This window comes from Arsenophonus endosymbiont of Crataerina pallida (genome assembly GCF_964020125.1).
In the GTDB taxonomy this organism is placed as follows: Bacteria; Pseudomonadota; Gammaproteobacteria; order Enterobacterales; family Enterobacteriaceae; genus Arsenophonus; species Arsenophonus nilaparvatae.
The window spans coordinates 3,397,466-3,416,255 of the sequence record NZ_OZ026540.1 but is presented as its reverse complement, the minus strand read 5'-3'; the positions used below and the strand labels follow the sequence as shown (position 1 = coordinate 3,416,255).

Annotated in this window: 30 protein-coding genes and 1 pseudogene; 30 read left to right on the top strand and 1 reads right to left on the bottom strand. The window is 47.7% G+C overall.

Annotated features, from left to right (window positions below):
- Positions 1–2 precede the first annotated feature (2 nt).
- The 10 genes from AACL31_RS18190 (at position 3) to AACL31_RS18145 (ending at position 4,508) form a co-directional block, all read left to right on the top strand.
- A complete protein-coding gene (locus AACL31_RS18190) occupies positions 3–305 on the top strand; it encodes a hypothetical protein (RefSeq protein WP_339053490.1) in 303 nt (100 codons plus the stop codon).
- Positions 306–307: 2 nt separating this feature from the next.
- Positions 308–538 carry a hypothetical protein gene (locus tag AACL31_RS18185; RefSeq protein WP_310512887.1) on the top strand — a complete coding sequence of 77 codons (231 nt, stop codon included), beginning with the start codon at positions 308–310 and terminating at the stop codon, positions 536–538.
- 32 nt (positions 539–570) lie between these two features.
- Positions 571–1,098: a host-nuclease inhibitor Gam family protein gene (locus tag AACL31_RS18180; protein ID WP_310512886.1), complete on the top strand. Its 528-nt coding sequence runs from the start codon at positions 571–573 to the stop codon at positions 1,096–1,098.
- The gene (locus AACL31_RS18175) at positions 1,098–2,087 is read left to right on the top strand and encodes a DNA cytosine methyltransferase (RefSeq protein ID WP_310512885.1); all 990 of its coding nucleotides are present in this window, start codon (positions 1,098–1,100) and stop codon (positions 2,085–2,087) included. Before AACL31_RS18180 ends, AACL31_RS18175 begins: the two co-directional genes overlap by 1 nt.
- Entirely contained in the window at positions 2,084–2,254 is a 171-nt protein-coding gene (locus AACL31_RS18170; protein WP_310512884.1) for a hypothetical protein, read from the top strand. The genes AACL31_RS18175 and AACL31_RS18170 overlap by 4 nt, the downstream gene beginning before the upstream one ends.
- On the top strand, positions 2,251–2,484 hold the full coding sequence (locus tag AACL31_RS18165) for a hypothetical protein (protein WP_026821890.1): 234 nt from the start codon (positions 2,251–2,253) through the stop codon (positions 2,482–2,484). The genes AACL31_RS18170 and AACL31_RS18165 overlap by 4 nt, the downstream gene beginning before the upstream one ends.
- Positions 2,485–2,500: 16 nt before the next feature.
- Entirely contained in the window at positions 2,501–2,680 is a 180-nt protein-coding gene (locus AACL31_RS18160) for a hypothetical protein (protein WP_310513441.1), read from the top strand.
- A 136-nt stretch (positions 2,681–2,816) separates the two neighbouring features.
- Entirely contained in the window at positions 2,817–3,239 is a 423-nt protein-coding gene (locus tag AACL31_RS18155) for a regulatory protein GemA (RefSeq protein ID WP_310512882.1), read from the top strand.
- Positions 3,233–3,607, top strand: a complete 375-nt coding sequence (locus AACL31_RS18150; protein WP_026821893.1) for a Mor transcription activator family protein — start codon at positions 3,233–3,235, stop codon at positions 3,605–3,607. Before AACL31_RS18155 ends, AACL31_RS18150 begins: the two co-directional genes overlap by 7 nt.
- Positions 3,608–3,860: 253 nt before the next feature.
- Complete coding sequence (locus AACL31_RS18145) at positions 3,861–4,508, top strand: hypothetical protein (RefSeq protein WP_339053488.1); 648 nt, start codon at positions 3,861–3,863, stop codon at positions 4,506–4,508.
- Between the two features lie 2 nt (positions 4,509–4,510).
- Here the strand turns inward: AACL31_RS18145 and AACL31_RS18140 are convergent, their stop codons facing one another.
- Positions 4,511–4,672 (bottom strand): hypothetical protein, encoded by a 162-nt coding sequence (locus AACL31_RS18140; RefSeq protein ID WP_339053487.1) that lies wholly within the window; start codon positions 4,670–4,672, stop codon positions 4,511–4,513.
- Positions 4,673–5,007: 335 nt separating this feature from the next.
- On the opposite strand from AACL31_RS18140, the pseudogene AACL31_RS18135 reads away from it, so the two are divergent.
- The 20 genes and pseudogenes from AACL31_RS18135 to AACL31_RS18040 all read left to right on the top strand — a co-directional run.
- A pseudogene (locus AACL31_RS18135) lies at positions 5,008–6,057 on the top strand (DUF1073 domain-containing protein); the annotation flags it as partial.
- Positions 5,966–6,721 carry a phage minor head protein gene (locus tag AACL31_RS18130; RefSeq protein WP_310513535.1) on the top strand — a complete coding sequence of 252 codons (756 nt, stop codon included), beginning with the start codon at positions 5,966–5,968 and terminating at the stop codon, positions 6,719–6,721. The pseudogene AACL31_RS18135 and the gene AACL31_RS18130, both read left to right, overlap by 92 nt.
- A gap of 5 nt (positions 6,722–6,726) precedes the next feature.
- A complete protein-coding gene (locus AACL31_RS18125) occupies positions 6,727–7,938 on the top strand; it encodes a DUF2213 domain-containing protein (protein WP_339053356.1) in 1,212 nt (403 codons plus the stop codon).
- A 2-nt stretch (positions 7,939–7,940) separates the two neighbouring features.
- Positions 7,941–8,459, top strand: coding sequence for a structural cement protein Gp24 (locus tag AACL31_RS18120; protein ID WP_422389258.1), 519 nt, complete (start codon positions 7,941–7,943; stop codon positions 8,457–8,459).
- 10 nt (positions 8,460–8,469) lie between these two features.
- The gene (locus AACL31_RS18115; RefSeq protein ID WP_339053357.1) at positions 8,470–9,411 is read left to right on the top strand and encodes a DUF2184 domain-containing protein; all 942 of its coding nucleotides are present in this window, start codon (positions 8,470–8,472) and stop codon (positions 9,409–9,411) included.
- Positions 9,412–9,483: 72 nt separating this feature from the next.
- Complete coding sequence (locus AACL31_RS18110; RefSeq protein WP_339053358.1) at positions 9,484–9,720, top strand: hypothetical protein; 237 nt, start codon at positions 9,484–9,486, stop codon at positions 9,718–9,720.
- Positions 9,671–10,081 carry a DUF4054 domain-containing protein gene (locus tag AACL31_RS18105; RefSeq protein WP_339053486.1) on the top strand — a complete coding sequence of 137 codons (411 nt, stop codon included), beginning with the start codon at positions 9,671–9,673 and terminating at the stop codon, positions 10,079–10,081. The genes AACL31_RS18110 and AACL31_RS18105 overlap by 50 nt, the downstream gene beginning before the upstream one ends.
- On the top strand, positions 10,078–10,626 hold the full coding sequence (locus AACL31_RS18100) for a hypothetical protein (protein WP_339053360.1): 549 nt from the start codon (positions 10,078–10,080) through the stop codon (positions 10,624–10,626). The genes AACL31_RS18105 and AACL31_RS18100 overlap by 4 nt, the downstream gene beginning before the upstream one ends.
- Positions 10,613–11,002 carry a head-tail adaptor gene (locus AACL31_RS18095; RefSeq protein ID WP_339053485.1) on the top strand — a complete coding sequence of 130 codons (390 nt, stop codon included), beginning with the start codon at positions 10,613–10,615 and terminating at the stop codon, positions 11,000–11,002. The genes AACL31_RS18100 and AACL31_RS18095 overlap by 14 nt, the downstream gene beginning before the upstream one ends.
- The gene (locus AACL31_RS18090; RefSeq protein WP_339053484.1) at positions 10,992–11,543 is read left to right on the top strand and encodes a phage neck terminator protein; all 552 of its coding nucleotides are present in this window, start codon (positions 10,992–10,994) and stop codon (positions 11,541–11,543) included. The genes AACL31_RS18095 and AACL31_RS18090 overlap by 11 nt, the downstream gene beginning before the upstream one ends.
- Entirely contained in the window at positions 11,543–13,021 is a 1,479-nt protein-coding gene (locus AACL31_RS18085; protein ID WP_339053483.1) for a DUF3383 domain-containing protein, read from the top strand. Before AACL31_RS18090 ends, AACL31_RS18085 begins: the two co-directional genes overlap by 1 nt.
- A 9-nt stretch (positions 13,022–13,030) precedes the next feature.
- A complete protein-coding gene (locus AACL31_RS18080; protein WP_339053364.1) occupies positions 13,031–13,471 on the top strand; it encodes a phage structural protein in 441 nt (146 codons plus the stop codon).
- Entirely contained in the window at positions 13,471–13,881 is a 411-nt protein-coding gene (locus AACL31_RS18075; RefSeq protein ID WP_339053115.1) for a phage tail assembly chaperone, read from the top strand. The genes AACL31_RS18080 and AACL31_RS18075 overlap by 1 nt, the downstream gene beginning before the upstream one ends.
- An 11-nt stretch (positions 13,882–13,892) precedes the next feature.
- Positions 13,893–14,072 carry a DUF6889 family protein gene (locus AACL31_RS18070; protein WP_310509987.1) on the top strand — a complete coding sequence of 60 codons (180 nt, stop codon included), beginning with the start codon at positions 13,893–13,895 and terminating at the stop codon, positions 14,070–14,072.
- Positions 14,059–16,026: a lytic transglycosylase catalytic gene (locus AACL31_RS18065; protein WP_339053365.1), complete on the top strand. Its 1,968-nt coding sequence runs from the start codon at positions 14,059–14,061 to the stop codon at positions 16,024–16,026. Before AACL31_RS18070 ends, AACL31_RS18065 begins: the two co-directional genes overlap by 14 nt.
- Positions 16,026–16,610, top strand: a complete 585-nt coding sequence (locus AACL31_RS18060) for a phage baseplate protein (protein ID WP_339053366.1) — start codon at positions 16,026–16,028, stop codon at positions 16,608–16,610. The genes AACL31_RS18065 and AACL31_RS18060 overlap by 1 nt, the downstream gene beginning before the upstream one ends.
- Entirely contained in the window at positions 16,600–16,899 is a 300-nt protein-coding gene (locus AACL31_RS18055; protein ID WP_339053118.1) for a phage baseplate plug family protein, read from the top strand. Before AACL31_RS18060 ends, AACL31_RS18055 begins: the two co-directional genes overlap by 11 nt.
- Positions 16,900–16,904: 5 nt before the next feature.
- Positions 16,905–17,876, top strand: a complete 972-nt coding sequence (locus AACL31_RS18050) for a phage protein (RefSeq protein WP_339053482.1) — start codon at positions 16,905–16,907, stop codon at positions 17,874–17,876.
- On the top strand, positions 17,876–18,628 hold the full coding sequence (locus AACL31_RS18045) for a Gp138 family membrane-puncturing spike protein (RefSeq protein ID WP_339054000.1): 753 nt from the start codon (positions 17,876–17,878) through the stop codon (positions 18,626–18,628). The genes AACL31_RS18050 and AACL31_RS18045 overlap by 1 nt, the downstream gene beginning before the upstream one ends.
- Positions 18,629–18,790, top strand: a complete 162-nt coding sequence (locus AACL31_RS18040) for a hypothetical protein (protein WP_339053369.1) — start codon at positions 18,629–18,631, stop codon at positions 18,788–18,790. It abuts the gene before it with no gap.

Below are 18,790 nucleotides of genomic sequence, written 5' to 3'. Positions count from 1 at the left end.
TTATGCTGAACCCCGCCGTGACCATTAAAAACCCATCAGCGATGACCTACCAGACCATCCAGCAACAGTTCAGGCAATGCCTGTCAGTGATGGACAAACTCAGCCAGGAAGGTTTTATCGTCAGTCAGTTTACCGTTGATGGCTATAGCCGTCCGACCATTACCCTGCTGCATGACCGACGGTGTGATGCCTTACATAAAAAGGGGCATGCCGTTCGCTATGCCCTGGGCACTGACCGTCAGGGCCGCTGGGAAAAATACCAGTTCCTGCAAGATAACTGCCGAATAACCTGGGAGGTACGTTAATCATGACAACACGACCTGTCCGTATTACCGCTCGCCAATCGGTTTATCTGGAAAAAACCGTGGATATTACCGAGCAGGACTATGAAGCCTATTTATCGATTTGCGAAAACTGCCGTGATTTTGATGAACAAGACCAGCGTCTTGGTGAAATCGCGGCCCGATACAACATGAATTTATTTGAGCATATTCAACACAGTGACGCCCTTGAAGACATTATTTTCGAGCGCGTTTAATTCCCGACGTTGTTAATTAAAAGGTAAAAAAGATGGCAAAGAAAATAACGCGGCTTAAAGCCGCGGCGGGTGCCTGCACGCCGCAAACCCGCGAACAGGTGATGGACGATATTAAACGGATGGGCGATATCCAGCGGGAAATGACCCGGCTGGAGACGCAGATTAATGATGAAATCGCACGGTTAACGCATCAGCATGCGGCTGATATTGAGGCCATGAAAGCCCGGATAACCCTGTTACAAAAAGGTATCCAGACCTGGTGCGACGCCAACCGGGAGGGGCTGACCCAAAACGGCAAAACCAAAACCGTTAACCTGATAACCGGCGAGGTGTCATGGCGTAACCGCCCGCCATCCGTCTCCCTTAAAGGGATGGACGATATCCTGCAGGCGCTGGAAGAAAACGGGCAACAGCACTGCATTATTCGCAAGGCACAGGTGGATAAAAATGCCCTGCTAAAAAATCAGGATACCATCAGCTCCCTTAATATTCGCGGCATTACCTTTCATCACCAGCTTGAGGATTTCATTATTACGCCCTTCGAGCAGGAGGTGCAGTAATGTGCGCCTGGTATAACGACACTGACCCCTATGTGGGGCAGTGGCTGCGAAACCTGATAGCCGCCGGGCATATTGCGCCTGGTGATGTCGATGAACGTTCAATCGAGGAGATTAAACCCGATGAGTTACAGGGCTACACCCAGTGTCATTTCTTCGCCGGTATCGGCACCTGGTCATACGCCCTGCGAAAAGCCGGATGGCCCGATGATAAACCCGTGTGGACAGGCAGTTGCCCCTGCCAGCCTTTCAGCGCGGCAGGCAAAGGAAAGGGGTTTACTGATGAGCGGCACTTATGGCCCGCGTTCTTCCACCTCATCCAGCAGTGCAAGCCTGGCGTTGTCTTTGGTGAACAGGTTGCAAGTCAAGACGGATTCGCATGGCTCGACCTTGTACAGACTGACCTGGAAGCAGAGAACTACGCCACAGCAGCGCTTGATTTATGCGCTGCGGGCTTCGGTGCGCCGCACATCAGACAACGACTTTACTGGGTGGCCGACGCCCACCACGCGGGACGGAAAGGATGGCAGGGAATGCCCGAATGTGTCGCTCAATGCCCTACTGGGGAGGGTGGTGTGGTTAACGGGCTGGCCAACGCCGACCGCCGGCAACATAAAAAATGCCTATCAGGACTGGAAGAAAGTTTTGGCCCGAAAACAAGCAGGGAGACAGTCAAATTTACAGGACGTTGCCTGTCTGACGGGATGGACACAAATGACACCACCTGTCCGACTAACGGCTTCTGGCAAGAGGCTGACTGGCTCTTCTGCCGGGATGGCAAGTGGCGGCCAGTTGAACCCGGCACACTCCCGCTGGCTAATGGGATTACCAACAGAGTGGGACGACTGCGCGCCTACGGTAACACCCTCAACGCGCCACAGGCCGAGAACTTCATCGCTGCCTGTATGCACGCCCTGACCCTGGACACCACTAAAACAATCCCACCGTCAAACGTCATTATTACACCCTTGGCGCAGGAGGTGACCTCATGAGCTATCAGGAAATAAAACATCTGCGCCGTCAGATTGAAAGGCACATAAACCGCGCCATGCATCACCTGCGGGCAGACCATTCCGCCGCCGCGTATTGTGAATTTCAAAATGCCTTCGAGATATTGGCCGAACTCATCGTCGACTTAGATAAGGAAAACCCGTTATGAGTATTACCTGCATCAGCTGCCATCAGGCAACCCGACGCCTGAATCCTACCCAGGCAGACATTATCCAACAACCGGAAAGCGGCGAGTGGGGAATTGACCTGCTACTGGCCTGCCCACACTGCGGACAGTCGTATAGCGCCTGGGTACTTAACTGGGATGTCGTGCCACTAAAAGGTATCACGGCAAATTCGCCATCAACGCCACACACTCACCATAAACCCGCCGATTAACGAGGAGGACATCACCATGTGGATATTAATTTTGGCCATGTACGCCAGTCCTTATAGCGATAATGCCTTTTCCACTCTGCATACACAGGAATTTGACACGGAAACCGCCTGTCAACAGGCCGCCAGACTGTTTGCGGAAAAATTTGAAACCTTCAAGGGTATTGATGCCAGGGCAATTTGCGTAAAGAAGTCATAGCGGAAAAGCGACATGTAATTCATTCAATTGTATAATAACGCTATTCATTTTATAATCCTTCAAAACCCGAAGGATTATTTTTTGCTCACTGCATAAGGAACCCTGACCCCGACCACAACGATAAAGGACGCCCCCGATGACCCGACAAAAGTACCTGCAGTTAATCCATATTGCCGCCCACAATCTCAAGCTGGACGACACGACTTACCGCCAGATGCTGCACAGGCTAACCGGGAAAACATCGGCAAAAGCCCTGAATATCGGTCAACTGGCTCAGGTGTTAAACGCCCTGAAAGCCAAAGGCTTCCGCATCCAGCCCCATCACGCCACTACAAAAAAGCAGACTGACCGTCCGCAAATCCAAAAAATGCAAGCCCTGTGGCAGGCAATGGCCCACGAGGGCATTGTCCGTGATGCGTCAGCAACAGCCCTGGCCCATTTTGTTAAACGGGAAACCGGCTGTGATTCGCCTTACTGGCTGGATAGCCAGCAGGCCAGCCAGGTTATCGAGAAACTCAAGCAGTGGCAAAAACGCGTGGCGAGGGCAACATCATGCTAGAGAATACCTTTCGTAGCAAAGGGCCGGAGTTACTGGTTGAGCTGGCCGAACACACCGCCCAGACCGTCAGGCAGATTATCGATGTTGACCCCGCCGTCGCCAGCCAGATAGGCGATGCCGTCGCCAGTCAGATGATGGCGGTCTGGGGTGGGCAGAATGTCTATTTCCCGATGGGGTTGATATGGAAAGTCAGCCAGCGTGACCGGGAGATATTTGCCGACTTCAACGGCCATAACCACCACGCGCTGGCGCGTAAATACAAAGTCTCGCTACAGTGGATTTATTCGGTAGTCAAGCGGGTTAAAAAAGAAGAACTGGCTCGCATCCAGGGCAATCTGTTTGAAGATGAAGATAAGCCGCCTCGATGACCGTTTCTTGTTTCACACAGTGAAACGTCGGAGAGAAAAACATAACCTATACACCAGATAGTGAGTATTGGTTTAATGCTAACCAGACAATAGAAGAATATTTCATATGCTCGATTCATCACTTGTTGTGCAATGAGGGTAAAATTCTCAACGTCATTAAAGGTGTTTACTAGTCTATTTGCCATATGTATACAAGAATGTTCCGCGAGAAAGCACTAATGAGCCCTGGCAACACGGGGCGAAGGAAGACTGAATGATAGAGGCATCGCTGCTGAATCTGTCTTGGGCAACTCTGGTAACACTGGCCTCTGACTACATCGGTTATTTTATTGCCAATGTTGGCTTGAAACAGCACCATAAGCCTATTGATATCACGTTTACGACCTTGGTCTTTTGTCTTTTACCCGCCGGGCTTTATCATTCAGCAGTGTGGTTGGGGTTCAACACCTACATAGCATCTGTTCCGGCTGTTATCTCTGCTTTTATTGTAGGTTCGGTTTGGCGCAAATACGGCAAGAAATGGATGTATGGCCTCCTGCGGAAATATGATATATCGTGGTCTGACAGCACCAACTCTGCCTGGCAGAGGATGTTTGACCAGCGTGGCTACTATGCTTCGGAAGTCTATGTTTACCTGAAAAATGGCTCAACGCTTTTGTCGGAAGCACCTGGCCACTTTGAAGGGCAACCATGCGGATGCTTTGTTCTGGGAAACGAAAAAGACATTTTGCTCTATGTAACCCATGAAAAAGCGGCTGGCAGCACAGATTGGAAAGAATGCAGTGATGTACTGCATGAAACTTGGGGAGCACTGGCGACTTATGTCCCTGCGGATCAGATAGCGCGGGTACAGGTAAGGAGAACCAAGTTCAAAGAGGCAAGGGTTCTCCCTGAAGAGTAACGTTATTGTTGGGCTGGTCTGGATGGCGGTGGTGTGACTGGTTTAGAAGATGAGTCTGTTTTCTCATTACGAAGCGCATCTTTGTCGAAAACAATCGTCACCATACCTTTGGAGTCGTCAGAGTAGTCAACCCGGTCATGCCTCTGGTCTTTGTTATCACTCATTGCACTTTCCTCACGTAGTATAAGAATCGATGTACTAGCAAACGAGATTCTAGATTATCGTTGAGGAAAGATGCAATGGCAGGTGATTTTGATTCTGTTTTCTCTTTCACATACTGAAAAGTAATTACAGCAGGAAAGCCATCAGGCTCTTCTCCTGACTGAACCGGATACGACTTCAAGCAGCAACATGATTTCAATAATCGGTCGATTTGAGTACTGATTTCTGTTTCACTATGTGAAACTTAATTACCTCACCCGTCCCAGATAGATCCAGTTTGTCCCAGGTAGATCCACATTTATCGCACGTTTCCCTTTTAAATATCTCACGTCCTATCATTATGATAGAAGGGCAAGCGCCTTTTACACCATTACGTATCGAGACGATAGGACAAGGTAAATTCAAAGGTATTTTACCGCTTGACCGTTGGCAGGTTAACCCGGATTTGAATCGTCGTATCAAAACGTTAAGCAAGGACCTAGGTAGACCAGAATTCTACGACATTGTGACCGTTGAGAACGGCATTCCCGCCTGGAAAGTGCATCATAGTCGATTAATCCGTTTTGATGGGGTGACACTCCCTTACCAGCAAGCCAAAACCGAGAATGAGTGGGGCATGTCGGTCATTGAACGTATTTTTGACCGGTTAACCGCCTTTGATAGCACCACAACCGGTATTGCGCAATTGGTGTATAAAGCGCATTTACGAACATTCAAAGTGAATAAGCTCCGTGAAATCATCGGTTTTGGCGGCAAGCCATACGAATCGCTGATGAAGCACATGGACATGATACGTCAGTACCAGAGCAACGAAGGGATGACGCTCATGGATACGGACGATGACTTTGAAACGCATAGCTATTCGTTTTCAGGATTAGATAACGTGCTGGCGCGGTTTGCTGAACAGATTAGCGGAGCGACAGGTATTCCCTTAGTCCGGCTGTTTGGTCAATCCCCGTCAGGGTTCAATACTGGCGATGCCGATTTAGCCAATTACTACGACAATATCGCCACGCAACAATCAAGGCGATTAAAGCAACCGTTAAGGAAGCTATTTGAGATAGCGCATCAATCGGCATTAGGTAAACCCTTACCCGATGATTTTAGTTTTGCGTTTAATCCCCTTTGGCAAATGTCAGACATGGATAAGTCTACCGTCGCGGTTAACATGATTAATGCGCTCAATGCCGCGCAGGATGGCGGCATGCTGTCAATGAAAGCGGCCATGTCCTCGCTACGGGATTTGTCCGATGTTATCAGTATTGGCAGTACCATCACCGATGAGGATATCAATCATGCGGAAGACGAACCGCCGCCAAGGCTCAGTGCTGTCCACGCAGCGACGGTCAAAACGGGCGGAAACCCAATATCGAACGAGCCTGAGTAAGGTTGCCCGCGAAATTGGCGCTATTATCAACCAACGCTACGACGGTTCGAATGATTCAGTGCTGGACATTCAGCAAGCATTAGAGGATTACAGCGAACTTATCGAGAGTTGGGCAAGGCGGGTAGCGACAAAATTTGTCGACACGGTATCACAAGATAACGCGAAATTGTGGCAACAAAATAGCCATGAAATGAGCGGGGAACTCAAACAGTTAATTGCTCAAGCACCCGTGGGGCATGTCATGCAGTCTATTGTCCATGAGCAAATCAAGTACATTAAATCGCTGCCAATGGATGCCGCTGATAGAGTCTACGATATCCAAAACAGAGCGATTGAAGCGGTAGTGAACGGCGAAAGACCTGAACATTTTACCACAATGATAGCGCAATCCGGTCAGGTGGCGGCATCGCGGGCAAAGATGCTAGCCCGTACCGAACTAGGCCGAGCAACGCAAGCCTTAACTCAAGCGAGAGCATTGGCAATTGGCTCAACCGGCTATATTTGGCGTACCGCCCATGATGGTGATGTAAGGCCATCACACAAAAAACTGGAAGGTCAATTTATCGATTGGCACAACCCACCTACCCTGGATGGTATGACAGGGCACGCGGGCGCATTACCCAATTGCCGTTGCTACTGTGAAGTCTCTTTTTCTGACAGATAAAACCCATGAAATATTATTTTGAAACCCGTCTTGGTAACACCCGTTACCAGATGGCGGACGGCTCGCTATTGTGTAAAAACGTACCGATTGCCCGAACGGGCACGCAGGTTTATTCCGCCTTGGATTTGCCGAAGGTCAAACCGGATAGCCGCGGACAAATCCTGGTAGAAAGAGAGGAAAGTGACGTCTTTCGTCCCGAAACGCTGGCCTCGTTTGAAGGGATGAGTGTCACACTACTGCATCCCGAAGATGAAGAAGGCAATGTCATTTTTGTTGATATCGACAATTGGCGCGATTTGGCGCAGGGGCATGTACAAAATGTGAGGCGCGGAGAAGGTGAACAGGCGGATTTGATAATCGCGGATTTAATTATCAAAGATGCGCTCGCAATCGAGGAAATTAACAACGGCAACGACGAAGTCTCGTGTGGCTATGATGCGCAATACGAACAGATTGCGCCTGGCATCGCACGTCAGTATGAAATCGTTGGCAATCATGTCGCTCTGGTACCTAAAGGCAGAGCGGGAATACGATGTGCAATTGGAGACAGTATGTCAAACAAAACACAAACCTGGTTCAAACGGCTGCTAAGTGCCCATCGCACGAAAGACGCCGTGGCAATGGAATCAGTCCTAAATAATCCGCCTGAATCCCTCACCGGTGATGAAGGCACCGGCGAGTTACCGAAGGCGATTAATATTACTATCAGCCCTCAAACCCCGATGCCAGCCGAAAAACCCGAAGTCGAGACCCGTGATGAGGGGGTACCGGATTACATTCAGGCTATTTTGACCCGGTTAGATGCTCTTGAGGGTAAAACCGCTGATAGTGGCGATAAACCGGAGGATAAAACAGCCGGTACCGTTGATGACGAGGAAAAAAACGAAAAGGCAGAAACCATTACCGGCGATGCGGCATATAAAGCAGAGTTGATTATGCCAGGGGTAGCCCTTTCAACACCGGTAAAACCCACGGCCTTTAAACGTCAGGTGTTAGCCAATGCAGACCAAACTATTGTGCGCTCTATTGTGGGAGATGCAGAAATTAACCGATTACCTAAGCGCACGGTGGATATGGCGTTTAATGCGGTCGCAGAACTTTCGAAAAACCGCAATACCGCCAATACCCCCACTATCGATTCAATCCGAAAATCCGGCAATACTATCGCCGATTTAAACAAGGCAAATGCCGAATTTTGGGCAACACGAGGGAAATAAAAATGATGAAACCTTATCTTTATCGGATGCCAGTGGGTATCGCCGGTGCTATCTCACGCTATCGGGATTTGACCACTGAACCTGTCTTATTGAAATCTAAAGACGGTTTTCCCGCCTATGGATTAGCCGGGAAATATGACGGCGATTATTTTGTGCCGCTTGCCGAAGGTGATACCGCTGATGTTATCAAAGGCATCTATATTCGCCCTTATCCAACAACGCAAACGCAAGATTTTATTCAACAAGTCGGGAAAGATAAAAATTTCACCGGTGATGCGCTAAAGCGAGGCTATGTGATGGTGAATGTGGGTGTGGATAGCGAACAGGTTAAAAAAGGTGCCAAGGTCTATGTGCGAGTGGCAGGGGCAACGGATAAAAGCCCACTGGGTGCTATTTTAATTGCTGAAGAAAAAACGGGGTCAGGGGCGTCAGAAAACATAAATACCGTGATATTGGCTAATGCGGAATTCACCGGACACGGTGATGCTGACGGCAACGTTGAAATATCGTACAAAATTTAAGGAATAACCCATGTTAACATTTGACCAGCGTACGATTGACTCAACCGGCGCTTTTTTGATTGGTGAGCTTGAGCGTTTAGACCAGACGATTAATCTCCCTTTGGTGCAATATACCTATAGTCGTGATATTCAGTTACGAGAAGATGTTTCAATTGCGGATGATATTTCAAGTTTTACCCGTACCGGATTTGCCGCCGCAGGGACAGGCGCCAATCCAAACGGTAAAAACTGGATAGGGAAGGATTCTACCGCGATCGCCGGCGTGAATATCGATATTCAAAAAGAAGGGTTCCCACTGCAACTTTGGGGGATGGAGCTTGGCTGGACGGTCGTCGAACTTGAAGCCGCAAGACAAATTGGTCGTCCGGTAGATTCGCAAAAATATGACGGTATGCGTCTGAAATGGAATATGGACATTGACGAGCAAGTCTATATTGGTGACACCGCAATGAATGTAAAAGGGTTGCTCAATCTTGATAATATCAAGACCAATAACGCTGCCAAAAAGTGGAGCGAATCAACCGCCGATGAAATTCGCGACAGCATCAATAAAATATTAAGCGATGCGTGGGCAGCATCGGCGTACTCGATGGTTCCCACAGATTTACTTATTCCACCTGAACAATTTGCATTGTTATCCACTATTTTGGTGTCTAGTGCGGGTAACCAGTCCTTACTGACTTACCTGAAAACCAATACCATTGCGTATCATCAAAACGGTATCCCGCTGAATATCCGGGCGGTAAAATGGTTAAAAGGCCGTGGGGTAGGTAATAAAGATAGAATGGTGGCCTATACCAACGAAAAGCAATATGTACGCTTTCCGATGGTGCCACTACAAAGTATTCCCATTCAATACCGCGGATTGTATCAACTGACCACCTATTATGGTCGTCTAGGTGCCGTCGAGCCCGTTTATCGGGAAACGCTAGCTTACTGTGATGGCATTTAAGTCCCTATATGAGGCTTTCTTTTTGGAGTCTATTTATGCGGATTCAAGTACACACACCCTTTACGCTTACCCATGAATCCGGCGAGCGAACCCATTTATGATGTCGGTATTCACGACGTAAGCAAAAGCACGGCAGAACATTGGTTTACCGAGGCGCATAGCATTGTGCTTACTCCCGTTAAAGCGTTAACCAAAGAAAACGGGCATACCAAGAAAAAAGCGAAGGGAAAAAAGGAAACTGAAAATAAAGAGGATATCGATGCGTCAACGGAACAAAAACCTGCCAACGGTACAACAATTTCGCAATGATTTTCCCCCGTTTAACGATGAGGTTAAATTTCCAGATGCGCAAATTCAGTTTCGTTTAAATTTAGCCGACAAATTCCTCAGTGAAAATGTGTCCGGTAGTGATGTTTTTCCTTACTGGGTGGGGTTATTTGTCGCGCATTACCTCACGCTTTATGCCATGGATTCGCGTTATTTACAGGCGGGCGGTGTTGGCGGTTCAAGTTCAGGGGTGGCAACATCCAAGTCGGTTGATAAGGTCAGCGTCAGTTACGATAACAGCATGACGCTAAACCCCAATGCCGGATTTTGGAATAACACCCGTTTTGGTGCGGAGTTTTACCAATGGGTGCTTATGTTTGGGGCTGGAGGCCGGCAATTATGAAAAGTGGCGTCACCTTACGTATTGACAACACGGGTAAATTGTTTGATGCCCTCGTTCAACTTGGTAAAAAAGAGGTACTGGTCGGTATTCCGGCTGAAAAGGGTGAACGCGAGGATATTCCCTTTAGCAATGCAGCGATTGGTTATCTCAACGAGTTTGGCTCACCGGCTAAAAACATTCCGGCAAGGCCACATTTAATACCGGGTATTCGTTCAGTGGAAACTAAAACCACCGCTGAATTGAAATCTGCCGCTAAAGCCATTTTGGATGATCAGCCGGATAAAGCAGAGCAAGCGTTAAATCGAGCAGGTCAGATCGCCGTTCAAGGCGTGCAAGCCGTCATTACTCAAAGCAAATTTGTGCCACTGGCGGACAGTACATTAGCTGCCAGAGCACGACGAGGACGTAAAGGCGCAGCGAAAGAGCTTGAGAATCGAAAAACCGGTTTACCGCCGGATAATACTAACGCGAGACCGCTGATTGACACCGGTATCTATCGTCGTTCAATTACCTATGTTGTGAGAAAGAAAAATGCCAATGCTTGATGTAACCGATGTGCTTTTTGATCCGGATTTTTGCGATACCTCGCTCACTTACACACGACGGGAAATTTTGATTGATGATGAAGGTATTACTTCGACAAAAGAAAGTACGTATCCTTTTTCAGGTGTAGTAACGGTGGATAGTTCAATTGAGGCACAAATAAGAACGTCTGGTCAACTGGTCAGTGGTCGAATATTGGTGGTGACCACCACCCGATTAATAGCCGGTGAAACCCATCATATTGGCGATATTGTCACCTATCAGGGGCGCAAATATCTGGTCAAATCCGTCGATCCTTACACCGCTTATGGTGCGGGATTTGTGCAGGCGCATTGTGAACTGATGCCGTTTGACGGAGGCATCGCTCATGAGCAATAACAGCAGTACGGAGGCTGGATGGCTAACGCCCTTTGATGATAATGCCCTGTATAATGAAGGCTTAAATCGTCTGTTAAGTCGTTGGGTTGGTGGCGTATCGGGGTTGCCCGCAAAACAGGTATTACCGCGTTGGCAGTCAAAGCCCGCGCCATTGCCATCCCCTGATACTAACTGGTGTGCCTTCGGTATCATTGATATTACCAGTGAGCCAAATCCCGCTTTGGTAAAACAAAGCGATGAATCGAGCGAACTTTGGCAGTACGAAACCTTAACCTGTATGGCTTCTTTCTACGGAAGAGAAGGTATGGTTTACGCCGCCCGATTTCGGGATGGCATTATGCTCAGTCAAAATAACGCCGAACTGAATAAGTCCAATCTTACCCTCGGTAGCCACAGCCAAATTACCGTGTTTCCTGAGCTTATCAACAATCAGTGGGTGAACCGGTTTGATATAACCGTTCATCTACGTCGCAAAGTGGTGCGTCGCTATCACATAAAATCAGTGACAGATGCCCACGTCACGTTTTTGGGAGACAAATAATGTCAACAGGTTTACCCGTTTCAAGGGTGGTTAAGGTCACGCTTGATATGTCACCGCGTGCCGCAAGTCGCCGTAATTTTGGTTCACTACTCATTTTAGGTGATTCACCCGTTATCGATCCGCTTGAGCGATTACGGGCGTATTCCAATATTGAGGAAGTCGCCAATGATTTTGGTACAACCGCACCCGAGTATCAGGCGGCTTCACTCTATTACCAGCAGTCACCAAAACCCGTCGATTTATACGTGGGACGCTGGGTAAAAGCAGCCTCACCCGCATTATTGCGCGGTGGCATTTTGTCCGAAGAAGAGACAAAAATTAACAATTTTAAGGCGATTACCGATGGCGCGATGAATATCAGTGTAAACGGAAGAACGGTTAAGTTAAGTGCCATTGATTTTTCGCAAGAAACCAATTTAAACGGTGTTGCCGCCCGAATTGGTGAAAAAATGAGCACGTCTACAATAACGTGGAATAATAACGATAGTCGATTTGTGATGACATCGAATACGGCAGATAAAACAAGCGCAGTGGGTTTTGCTTCCGCACCGGAATCAGGTACCGATTTATCGGCGTTGTTGAAACTAACCCAAGAGAGTGGCGCAACCCCTGTTTTAGGTATGGACGGTGAAACTATCGTTGATGCGGTTTCAACATTGGCGGATTTTTCGAGCGGCTGGTATGGACTGGTGGTAACCGCTGCGCTTTCTACCGATGAAGTGAAAGGTATCGCCAACTTTATTGGCGCGGCCGGAAGTTCCCGCGTTTTTGGGTTTACCACCCAAGATACCGCCGTACTGGATAGTACGAAAGCGGATGATATCGCTTCTGTTTTGAAAAAAGCGAAATATCAACGGGTCTTTACACAATATTCTTCATCAACCCCCTATGCAGCAGCCTCTGCTTTTGGACGGGCGTTTTCAGTGAATTTCAACGGCAATAACACCACGATCACCCTCAAATTCAAACAGGAACCGGGTGTTAAAGCGGAGACGTTGACTACGTCACAGGCGAATACGCTGGCGGCCAAAAACTGCAACGTGTTTGTCAATTACGATAACGACACCGCCATTATACAAGAAGGCGTGATGGCCAATGGTGATTTTTTCGATGAACGCCATGGGCTGGACTGGTTGCAAAACTTTGTGCAAACCAATCTGTATAATCTTTTGTATACCAGCCCCACCAAAGTCCCTCAAACGGAGCAAGGCAGCACGCAGCTTCTGACCAATGTTGAGCAATCGTTAGCGCAGGTGGTCACTAATGGGCTACTGGCACCGGGGGTATGGAACGGTGGCAGTATAGGTCAATTAACAAGCGGGGATACGCTCACCAAAGGATATTACGTTTATATTCAACCGCTGGCAGAGCAGGCGCAATCTGAGCGCGAAAAACGCAAGGCGCCGCCGATTCAGGTTGCCTGTAAGTTAGCGGGTGCCGTGCATTTCGCGGATGTCTTAATCACCATTGTTCGATAAGGAGAGAAAATGGCCGCTTATAGTTTTGCTGATGTTTCCGCCACGCTAACCGGCCCCACGGGGGTGATAGATTTGGGCGCTGGCTCGGCGAACTCGGAAGAAGGAATAGTGGTGACAATGACCGAAGCCAAAAACACCATGACCATTGGTGCTGATGGTGAAGGGATGCATACCCGACATGGCGGAAAATCCGGCACCGTTACGGTCAGTCTGATTAAAGCCTCACCGGTTAACAAAAAACTGATGATCGCCTATAACGCGCAAAGCGTGTCATCTACCCTTTGGGGTAATAACGTGATTGTGATCCGTAATCCGGTATCTGGCGATATGATCACCGCGCGCAGTTGTGCGTTTCAAAAAATACCGGATTTGCAAAATGCAAAAGAGGCGAATGTTTTAGCATGGGTCTTTGACTGCATTAAGATCGACGCCTTATTAGGAGAATTCTAGTGGAAATTGAAATTAACGGTCATGAATATCGAAGTCAAAAACTCAATGTGTTTGACCAGCTTAAGGTGACGCGAAAGTTATTGCCGGTGTTATCCGGTTTAACGGGTGAACTGCAAAAATTACAGCAAGGGGAAATGCCAATGGCAGCGGTGTTACCCATTATGGCAAATTCCATTGCCCAAATGAGCGATGAAGACTGTAACGCGATTTTGCACCCTTGTTTAGCCGTGGTTTCACGCAAAAATGCCAAGGCATGGACGCCGATTTTTCGCCAGGGCGAATTGATGTTTGATGATATTGACTTAAAAACCCTGCTTGAGATTGTGGCGCAGGTGATTGGAGATTCCCTCGGTAATTTTTTTCACGCACCCCAAGGCGACGAGACAGCCAGCCTCCTGTCGCAGGATTAACCCTGGATTCAATGCCGGATGGTAAAGACTTTTTACGCCTTCCTGTTAAGTATGGGTACATAAAATTCGACAAATTAAAAGATGGCTCAATCGATTTGGCAGATTTAGCAGAAATGAATGAGTGGATAGATATCGAACAGGATAACGAAGCGCGAATTGCGCGTTGGAGAAATCGCCATGGCGAATGCTGAAACGTTGCAAGATTTTCTCATCAGCTTAGGTTTTAAGGTTGATGACAGTGGCCTGCGAAAATTTCAGTCCGTTGTTACGGGGGTGAGTGCCAATGTTATCAAACTAGGTGCGTCGGTTGAGGGGGCAGCGCTTGCCGTCGTGGGATTTACCACACAAATTGCCGCCGGTCTTGATAAGATGTACTGGGCGTCACAGCGTACAGGCGCTAGTGTTAACGGCATGAAAGCATTAGGGTATGCCGCCAGTCTCACCGGCAGTAGCGCAGAAGCGGCAAGAGGTTCACTTGAAAATCTGGCACGATTTTTGAGAAACAGTCCGGGTGCTGAGGGGTTTTTAAATCGTCTTGGGGTGCAGACCCGTGATGCCAATGGCAATTTGCAGGATATGAGCGCTATTTTTACCCGTGTGGGGAATAAACTGGCCTCAATGCCCTATTACCGCGCCAATCAATATGCCCAACTGTTAGGCATTGATGAAAATACGCTAATGGCCATGCGTAGAGGGTTGAACAAATTTTCTGCTGATTACCAGCGTATGCTTAAACAAACCGGATTTAACGCAGATGTTGCTGCCAAACAGTCCAACCAGTTTATGACCTCGATGAAAGGATTGACCGGGTTATTTGGTATTTTACGCGATAAAGTCGGATCAAACCTAGCAGGGGGGTTGACTAAAGAGATAGACAATCTGCGCAAAAGACTGCTGGATAATTTTCCTAAAATTGAGAGAGTATTAACCCGTCTCATTAGTGGCATTATTCGAGCCGGTGAAATGGTGGGGCGCGTTATCTGGCGAATGAGTCAGGCGATCGAGCAGATTTTTGACTGGTGGCGCAATTTAGACGGAAAATCTAAAAAACTCATCACTACCTTTAGCGGATTGGCAGTGGCTATCTGGGGGCTCAATCGGGCATTCTTTGCTTCGCCCATCGGGATTATCACCGGTCTTATCGCGGCCTTATTGTTACTTTGGGAAGACTACCAGACGTGGAAAGAAGGTGGAAAATCCTTTATCAACTGGTCTAAGTGGGAAGGTGAAATCAACCAGGCAAAAGCGGCATTTAAATGGTTAGGTGAAAAATTAACGGGATTGGTTGACCTGGTGGGTGGATGGAAAAATGCACTTGAAATCTTAGCAATTTTTATTGCGGGCGCGTGGGTAAGTAAGGTATTGGGCGCTTTTAGTAAAATAGCGAAGTTACCTATCCCACCTTGGCTGAAATTGTGGAGTCTCTATGCGGGGTATCTGATTTCAGATAAAGATAATATTAGTGATAGCGCAAGCGCATCATGGGATTACAACACCCGTCAAGTCAAACGTGCGATCGGTAACGGTTTGCGTTTTTTTGGTATTGATAATGACTGGGCAAACAAAAATCAAGGCAGCAATATACCGGATAATATCGCTGATGTGCCTACCGGCGATATTCCACGGGGTATTCGTAATAACAATCCGGGTAATTTGAATTTTGTTGGACAACGCGGTGCAGTACGTGAATCACCTAACGGAAGATTCGCCAAATTCAATACCGCATTTGAGGGTTTACAAGCACTTTCTTCACAGCTTAATCGCTACGCTGAAAGGGGATTAAATACCGTTGAAAAAATTATTAGCACCTGGGCTCCCGCCAGTGAAAATAATACTCGTGCCTACATTGATAAAATATCCGGTAAATTAGGGGTTTCCCCTGACACCGTGTTGAATCTGTCCAATCCGACGGTCATGACATCGCTCATGTCTGGCATCGTTGAGCACGAAAATGGCAGACAGCCGTATAGTCAGGCAATGCTCTATCATGCCGCAAATGCGGGTATGCGAAATAATATTGACCAGAATATCACGATCAATGTTGAAGGCGCATTAGACCCCCACGCTACCGCCAATGCGATTGCCGATAAACAAACGGGCGTTAACGCCAGACTGATTGGACAATTAACCCAGCGAGCCTACTGATGGATATCCTTTCTACGCTTTTTTCACAACGATCGCGCAAAATCGGTTTGCTGGTGCCGGATGTCATTATCTCAGAAAAACATCACGACACCCTTGAAATCACAGAACATCCGGTTGAACTGGGCGCGGAAATTGCCGATCACGCTTACAAACGTCCGGCGGAAGTGACCATGGAGGTGGGTTTTTCAAGTGGTGGATCTCTACTGGATTTTTGGGACACGGCAAAAGTGGCTATTCGCGCAGGGTTAAGCGCACCGGAAATCTACCAGCAAATTTTAGCGCTTCAAGCCAGCCGTCAACCGTTTGATGTCATAACAGGTAAGCGCAAGTATAAGAATATGCGCATTCGCGCTATCGAGGTGACCACGGATAAGCACACAGAAACCGTGTTGATGGCGATATTAACCTTGCGGGAGCTTAACATCACCCAAACCCAAACGGTTAATATCAAATCTACCGATGCAAAAAATATGCGGGAAGGGAATACAACGAGTGGCGTGAGTAATACCGGTATGAAAACGCCAAAACCCGTTGATAATCGCAGCCTATTACAGCGAGGAGCCGCATTTTTCAATGGAAATTAACGAAATACCGCTTACCCCCACCAACCAGCAATTTACGATTAAGCTATCTGATACTGTTTGGCAGTTTCGCCTTATCTGGCGTGATAGTGCGGGCTGGGTGCTGGATATGCTCACGGTTGACAATCAACCGGTGATACAGGGTATTCCGCTGATCGTGGGTGAAAATCTACTGGCTCAATATAGTCACCTTATCAGTAAAGGAAATCTCGTTTTGCTATCAGATGAAGAAAGCGATATCAACGCGGATACGTTGGGCGCAACCGTAAAATTATACTGGATCACGGACTGATTGTTATGTCAAAAAACTGGATACGAAAATGCTCACTGATTGTTTCTGATAAAAACGGGGAAGGTATTGAGCTATCGGATTTTCGCGCCACGTTCAATATCACGTGGCCAGATACGCGTTACCCTCGTGCGGGGGTGTTTAAAGTCTGGAATCTGAGAAAAGAAACCGTCAGTCAAATTCAGGCGAAGGAGTTTGTTAACATTCAGCTCATGGCAGGCTATCAGGATAATACGGGTCTGATATTTACTGGAAAAATCCGCTACACGATTTCAGGTAGAGATAATCCTACTGACACGTTTGTTATTGTTCAGGCGATTGATTCTCATGAGGCCTATGACTACGCCACGCTAAATACTACCTTAAGCGCAGGGCATACTCAGGCAGAGCAACACAATACGTTACTGACAGGGCTTACCCCTTACGGGATTGTCAAAGGCGTGACGCCTGAGTTTGATAGTATCCGCTTTCCAAGGGGTAAAGTCTATTTTGGTATGGTTAGGGACGCCGCTGATAATCTGGCAGGGCAATGCCTTGCCTCGTGGCAATACATTAACGGCCAGCTCGTGATGGTGCCGGAGAAGAATTATATCCATGAAGCGATTGTCCTGAATAGCGCAACGGGCTTGATTGGCTTACCGCAACAAACGATTGAGGCGGGGGTGAATGTGCGTTGTTTGATTAACCCAAACATTCAAATCAATGGGCTTATTCGTCTTGACCAGGCGTTAATCTATCGCACGATGTTGCCCAACAGCGATATCGCTTTGGGGTACAGCAAGTTAAGCGAAAACGATGACGGCGGCTTACAGCAAACCCAAGGCGCTGTTTCACAACCGGCCAGTCTTTCCACCGATGGGGATTATATTGTGAAAAACATCACGTATTCCGGCGATACGCGCGGCAAGCCGTGGTATATGGATTTGGTGTGTATTGCCAAGGGATCAAATGACCGAATCGATATCAAGAAGGTGGGATGATGGCGATTTCCGTATCAGCGCGCACCGGCGACCAACAACAACTGCTTGAAGTCTTTCGCCATGCGATTTCGTCACAACTTCGCGTCGCGATGCCGGCTATTGTTCAATCCTTCGATGCCAGCAAAGTCACTTGTGTTGTACAACCAGCGATAAAGGGAGCCTTGACGGATACCAAAGGGAATAGCCAGTCGGTGAATTTGCCCCTGCTAGTTGATGTACCGGTTGTGTTCCCGCGCGGTGGCGGTGTCACAATGACCTTCCCCATTAAAAGCGGTGATGAGTGTCTGGTGGTGTTTGCAGATAGATGTATTGATTTTTGGTGGCAAAACGGCGGGATACAAGAAGCGATCGACCCCAGACAGCATGATTTATCAGATGCCTTCGCTTTCGTCGGTGTGCAATCACAAAAACAGAAGATAAGCCAAATTAGCACCGATGCAATGCAGTTAAGAAGTGACGATGGCGCAACCTATTTTGAAGTAAACCCGACAACGCAAAAAATGAAAATTGTCGCCCCTGGGGGGCTTGAAATTATCACACCGGAAGCTATTTTTTCGGAGAGAATTACCGTAAAAGGACTATTGAGTTGGCTAGGTGGCATGGTAGGTTCAACGGCCTCCGGTGTGGCTGCAAAAATCACCGGTGCGATTGAGTTTTTGGGCACATTGACCGCCAACGGCAAACGGATTGACGACACACATACCTACAAAGGTGTCAAAGCCGGTGGGGATAATTCAGGTGAGGTAAATTAAATGAAAGAAAGCGTTAATATTTTTTTCGGCGGTTCATATTTACACAAACTAAAAACCTCATGGCGACTTCTGGGCGTGATTTTTTTATTAATCATCAATGAAGAGCCATCCTTAAAGTTAGAAGACATCAAGGTAGTTGAAAAAAATAAAAAGCAACAGTAA

Bases quoted from the DNA above. Each gene is read 5' to 3' on its own strand.
- AACL31_RS18190 (WP_339053490.1), top strand. From the start codon at position 3: ATGCTGAACCCCGCCGTGACCATTAAAAACCCATCAGCGATGACCTAC.
- AACL31_RS18185 (WP_310512887.1), top strand. From the start codon at position 308: ATGACAACACGACCTGTCCGTATTACCGCTCGCCAATCGGTTTATCTG.
- AACL31_RS18180 (WP_310512886.1), top strand. From the start codon at position 571: ATGGCAAAGAAAATAACGCGGCTTAAAGCCGCGGCGGGTGCCTGCACG.
- AACL31_RS18175 (WP_310512885.1), top strand. From the start codon at position 1,098: ATGTGCGCCTGGTATAACGACACTGACCCCTATGTGGGGCAGTGGCTG.
- AACL31_RS18170 (WP_310512884.1), top strand. From the start codon at position 2,084: ATGAGCTATCAGGAAATAAAACATCTGCGCCGTCAGATTGAAAGGCAC.
- AACL31_RS18165 (WP_026821890.1), top strand. From the start codon at position 2,251: ATGAGTATTACCTGCATCAGCTGCCATCAGGCAACCCGACGCCTGAAT.
- AACL31_RS18160 (WP_310513441.1), top strand. From the start codon at position 2,501: ATGTGGATATTAATTTTGGCCATGTACGCCAGTCCTTATAGCGATAAT.
- AACL31_RS18155 (WP_310512882.1), top strand. From the start codon at position 2,817: ATGACCCGACAAAAGTACCTGCAGTTAATCCATATTGCCGCCCACAAT.
- AACL31_RS18150 (WP_026821893.1), top strand. From the start codon at position 3,233: ATGCTAGAGAATACCTTTCGTAGCAAAGGGCCGGAGTTACTGGTTGAG.
- AACL31_RS18145 (WP_339053488.1), top strand. From the start codon at position 3,861: ATGATAGAGGCATCGCTGCTGAATCTGTCTTGGGCAACTCTGGTAACA.
- AACL31_RS18140 (WP_339053487.1), bottom strand. From the start codon at position 4,672: ATGAGTGATAACAAAGACCAGAGGCATGACCGGGTTGACTACTCTGAC.
- AACL31_RS18130 (WP_310513535.1), top strand. From the start codon at position 5,966: ATGCGGAAGACGAACCGCCGCCAAGGCTCAGTGCTGTCCACGCAGCGA.
- AACL31_RS18125 (WP_339053356.1), top strand. From the start codon at position 6,727: ATGAAATATTATTTTGAAACCCGTCTTGGTAACACCCGTTACCAGATG.
- AACL31_RS18120 (WP_422389258.1), top strand. From the start codon at position 7,941: ATGATGAAACCTTATCTTTATCGGATGCCAGTGGGTATCGCCGGTGCT.
- AACL31_RS18115 (WP_339053357.1), top strand. From the start codon at position 8,470: ATGTTAACATTTGACCAGCGTACGATTGACTCAACCGGCGCTTTTTTG.
- AACL31_RS18110 (WP_339053358.1), top strand. From the start codon at position 9,484: ATGAATCCGGCGAGCGAACCCATTTATGATGTCGGTATTCACGACGTA.
- AACL31_RS18105 (WP_339053486.1), top strand. From the start codon at position 9,671: ATGCGTCAACGGAACAAAAACCTGCCAACGGTACAACAATTTCGCAAT.
- AACL31_RS18100 (WP_339053360.1), top strand. From the start codon at position 10,078: ATGAAAAGTGGCGTCACCTTACGTATTGACAACACGGGTAAATTGTTT.
- AACL31_RS18095 (WP_339053485.1), top strand. From the start codon at position 10,613: ATGCCAATGCTTGATGTAACCGATGTGCTTTTTGATCCGGATTTTTGC.
- AACL31_RS18090 (WP_339053484.1), top strand. From the start codon at position 10,992: ATGAGCAATAACAGCAGTACGGAGGCTGGATGGCTAACGCCCTTTGAT.
- AACL31_RS18085 (WP_339053483.1), top strand. From the start codon at position 11,543: ATGTCAACAGGTTTACCCGTTTCAAGGGTGGTTAAGGTCACGCTTGAT.
- AACL31_RS18080 (WP_339053364.1), top strand. From the start codon at position 13,031: ATGGCCGCTTATAGTTTTGCTGATGTTTCCGCCACGCTAACCGGCCCC.
- AACL31_RS18070 (WP_310509987.1), top strand. From the start codon at position 13,893: ATGCCGGATGGTAAAGACTTTTTACGCCTTCCTGTTAAGTATGGGTAC.
- AACL31_RS18065 (WP_339053365.1), top strand. From the start codon at position 14,059: ATGGCGAATGCTGAAACGTTGCAAGATTTTCTCATCAGCTTAGGTTTT.
- AACL31_RS18060 (WP_339053366.1), top strand. From the start codon at position 16,026: ATGGATATCCTTTCTACGCTTTTTTCACAACGATCGCGCAAAATCGGT.
- AACL31_RS18055 (WP_339053118.1), top strand. From the start codon at position 16,600: ATGGAAATTAACGAAATACCGCTTACCCCCACCAACCAGCAATTTACG.
- AACL31_RS18050 (WP_339053482.1), top strand. From the start codon at position 16,905: ATGTCAAAAAACTGGATACGAAAATGCTCACTGATTGTTTCTGATAAA.
- AACL31_RS18045 (WP_339054000.1), top strand. From the start codon at position 17,876: ATGGCGATTTCCGTATCAGCGCGCACCGGCGACCAACAACAACTGCTT.
- AACL31_RS18040 (WP_339053369.1), top strand. From the start codon at position 18,629: ATGAAAGAAAGCGTTAATATTTTTTTCGGCGGTTCATATTTACACAAA.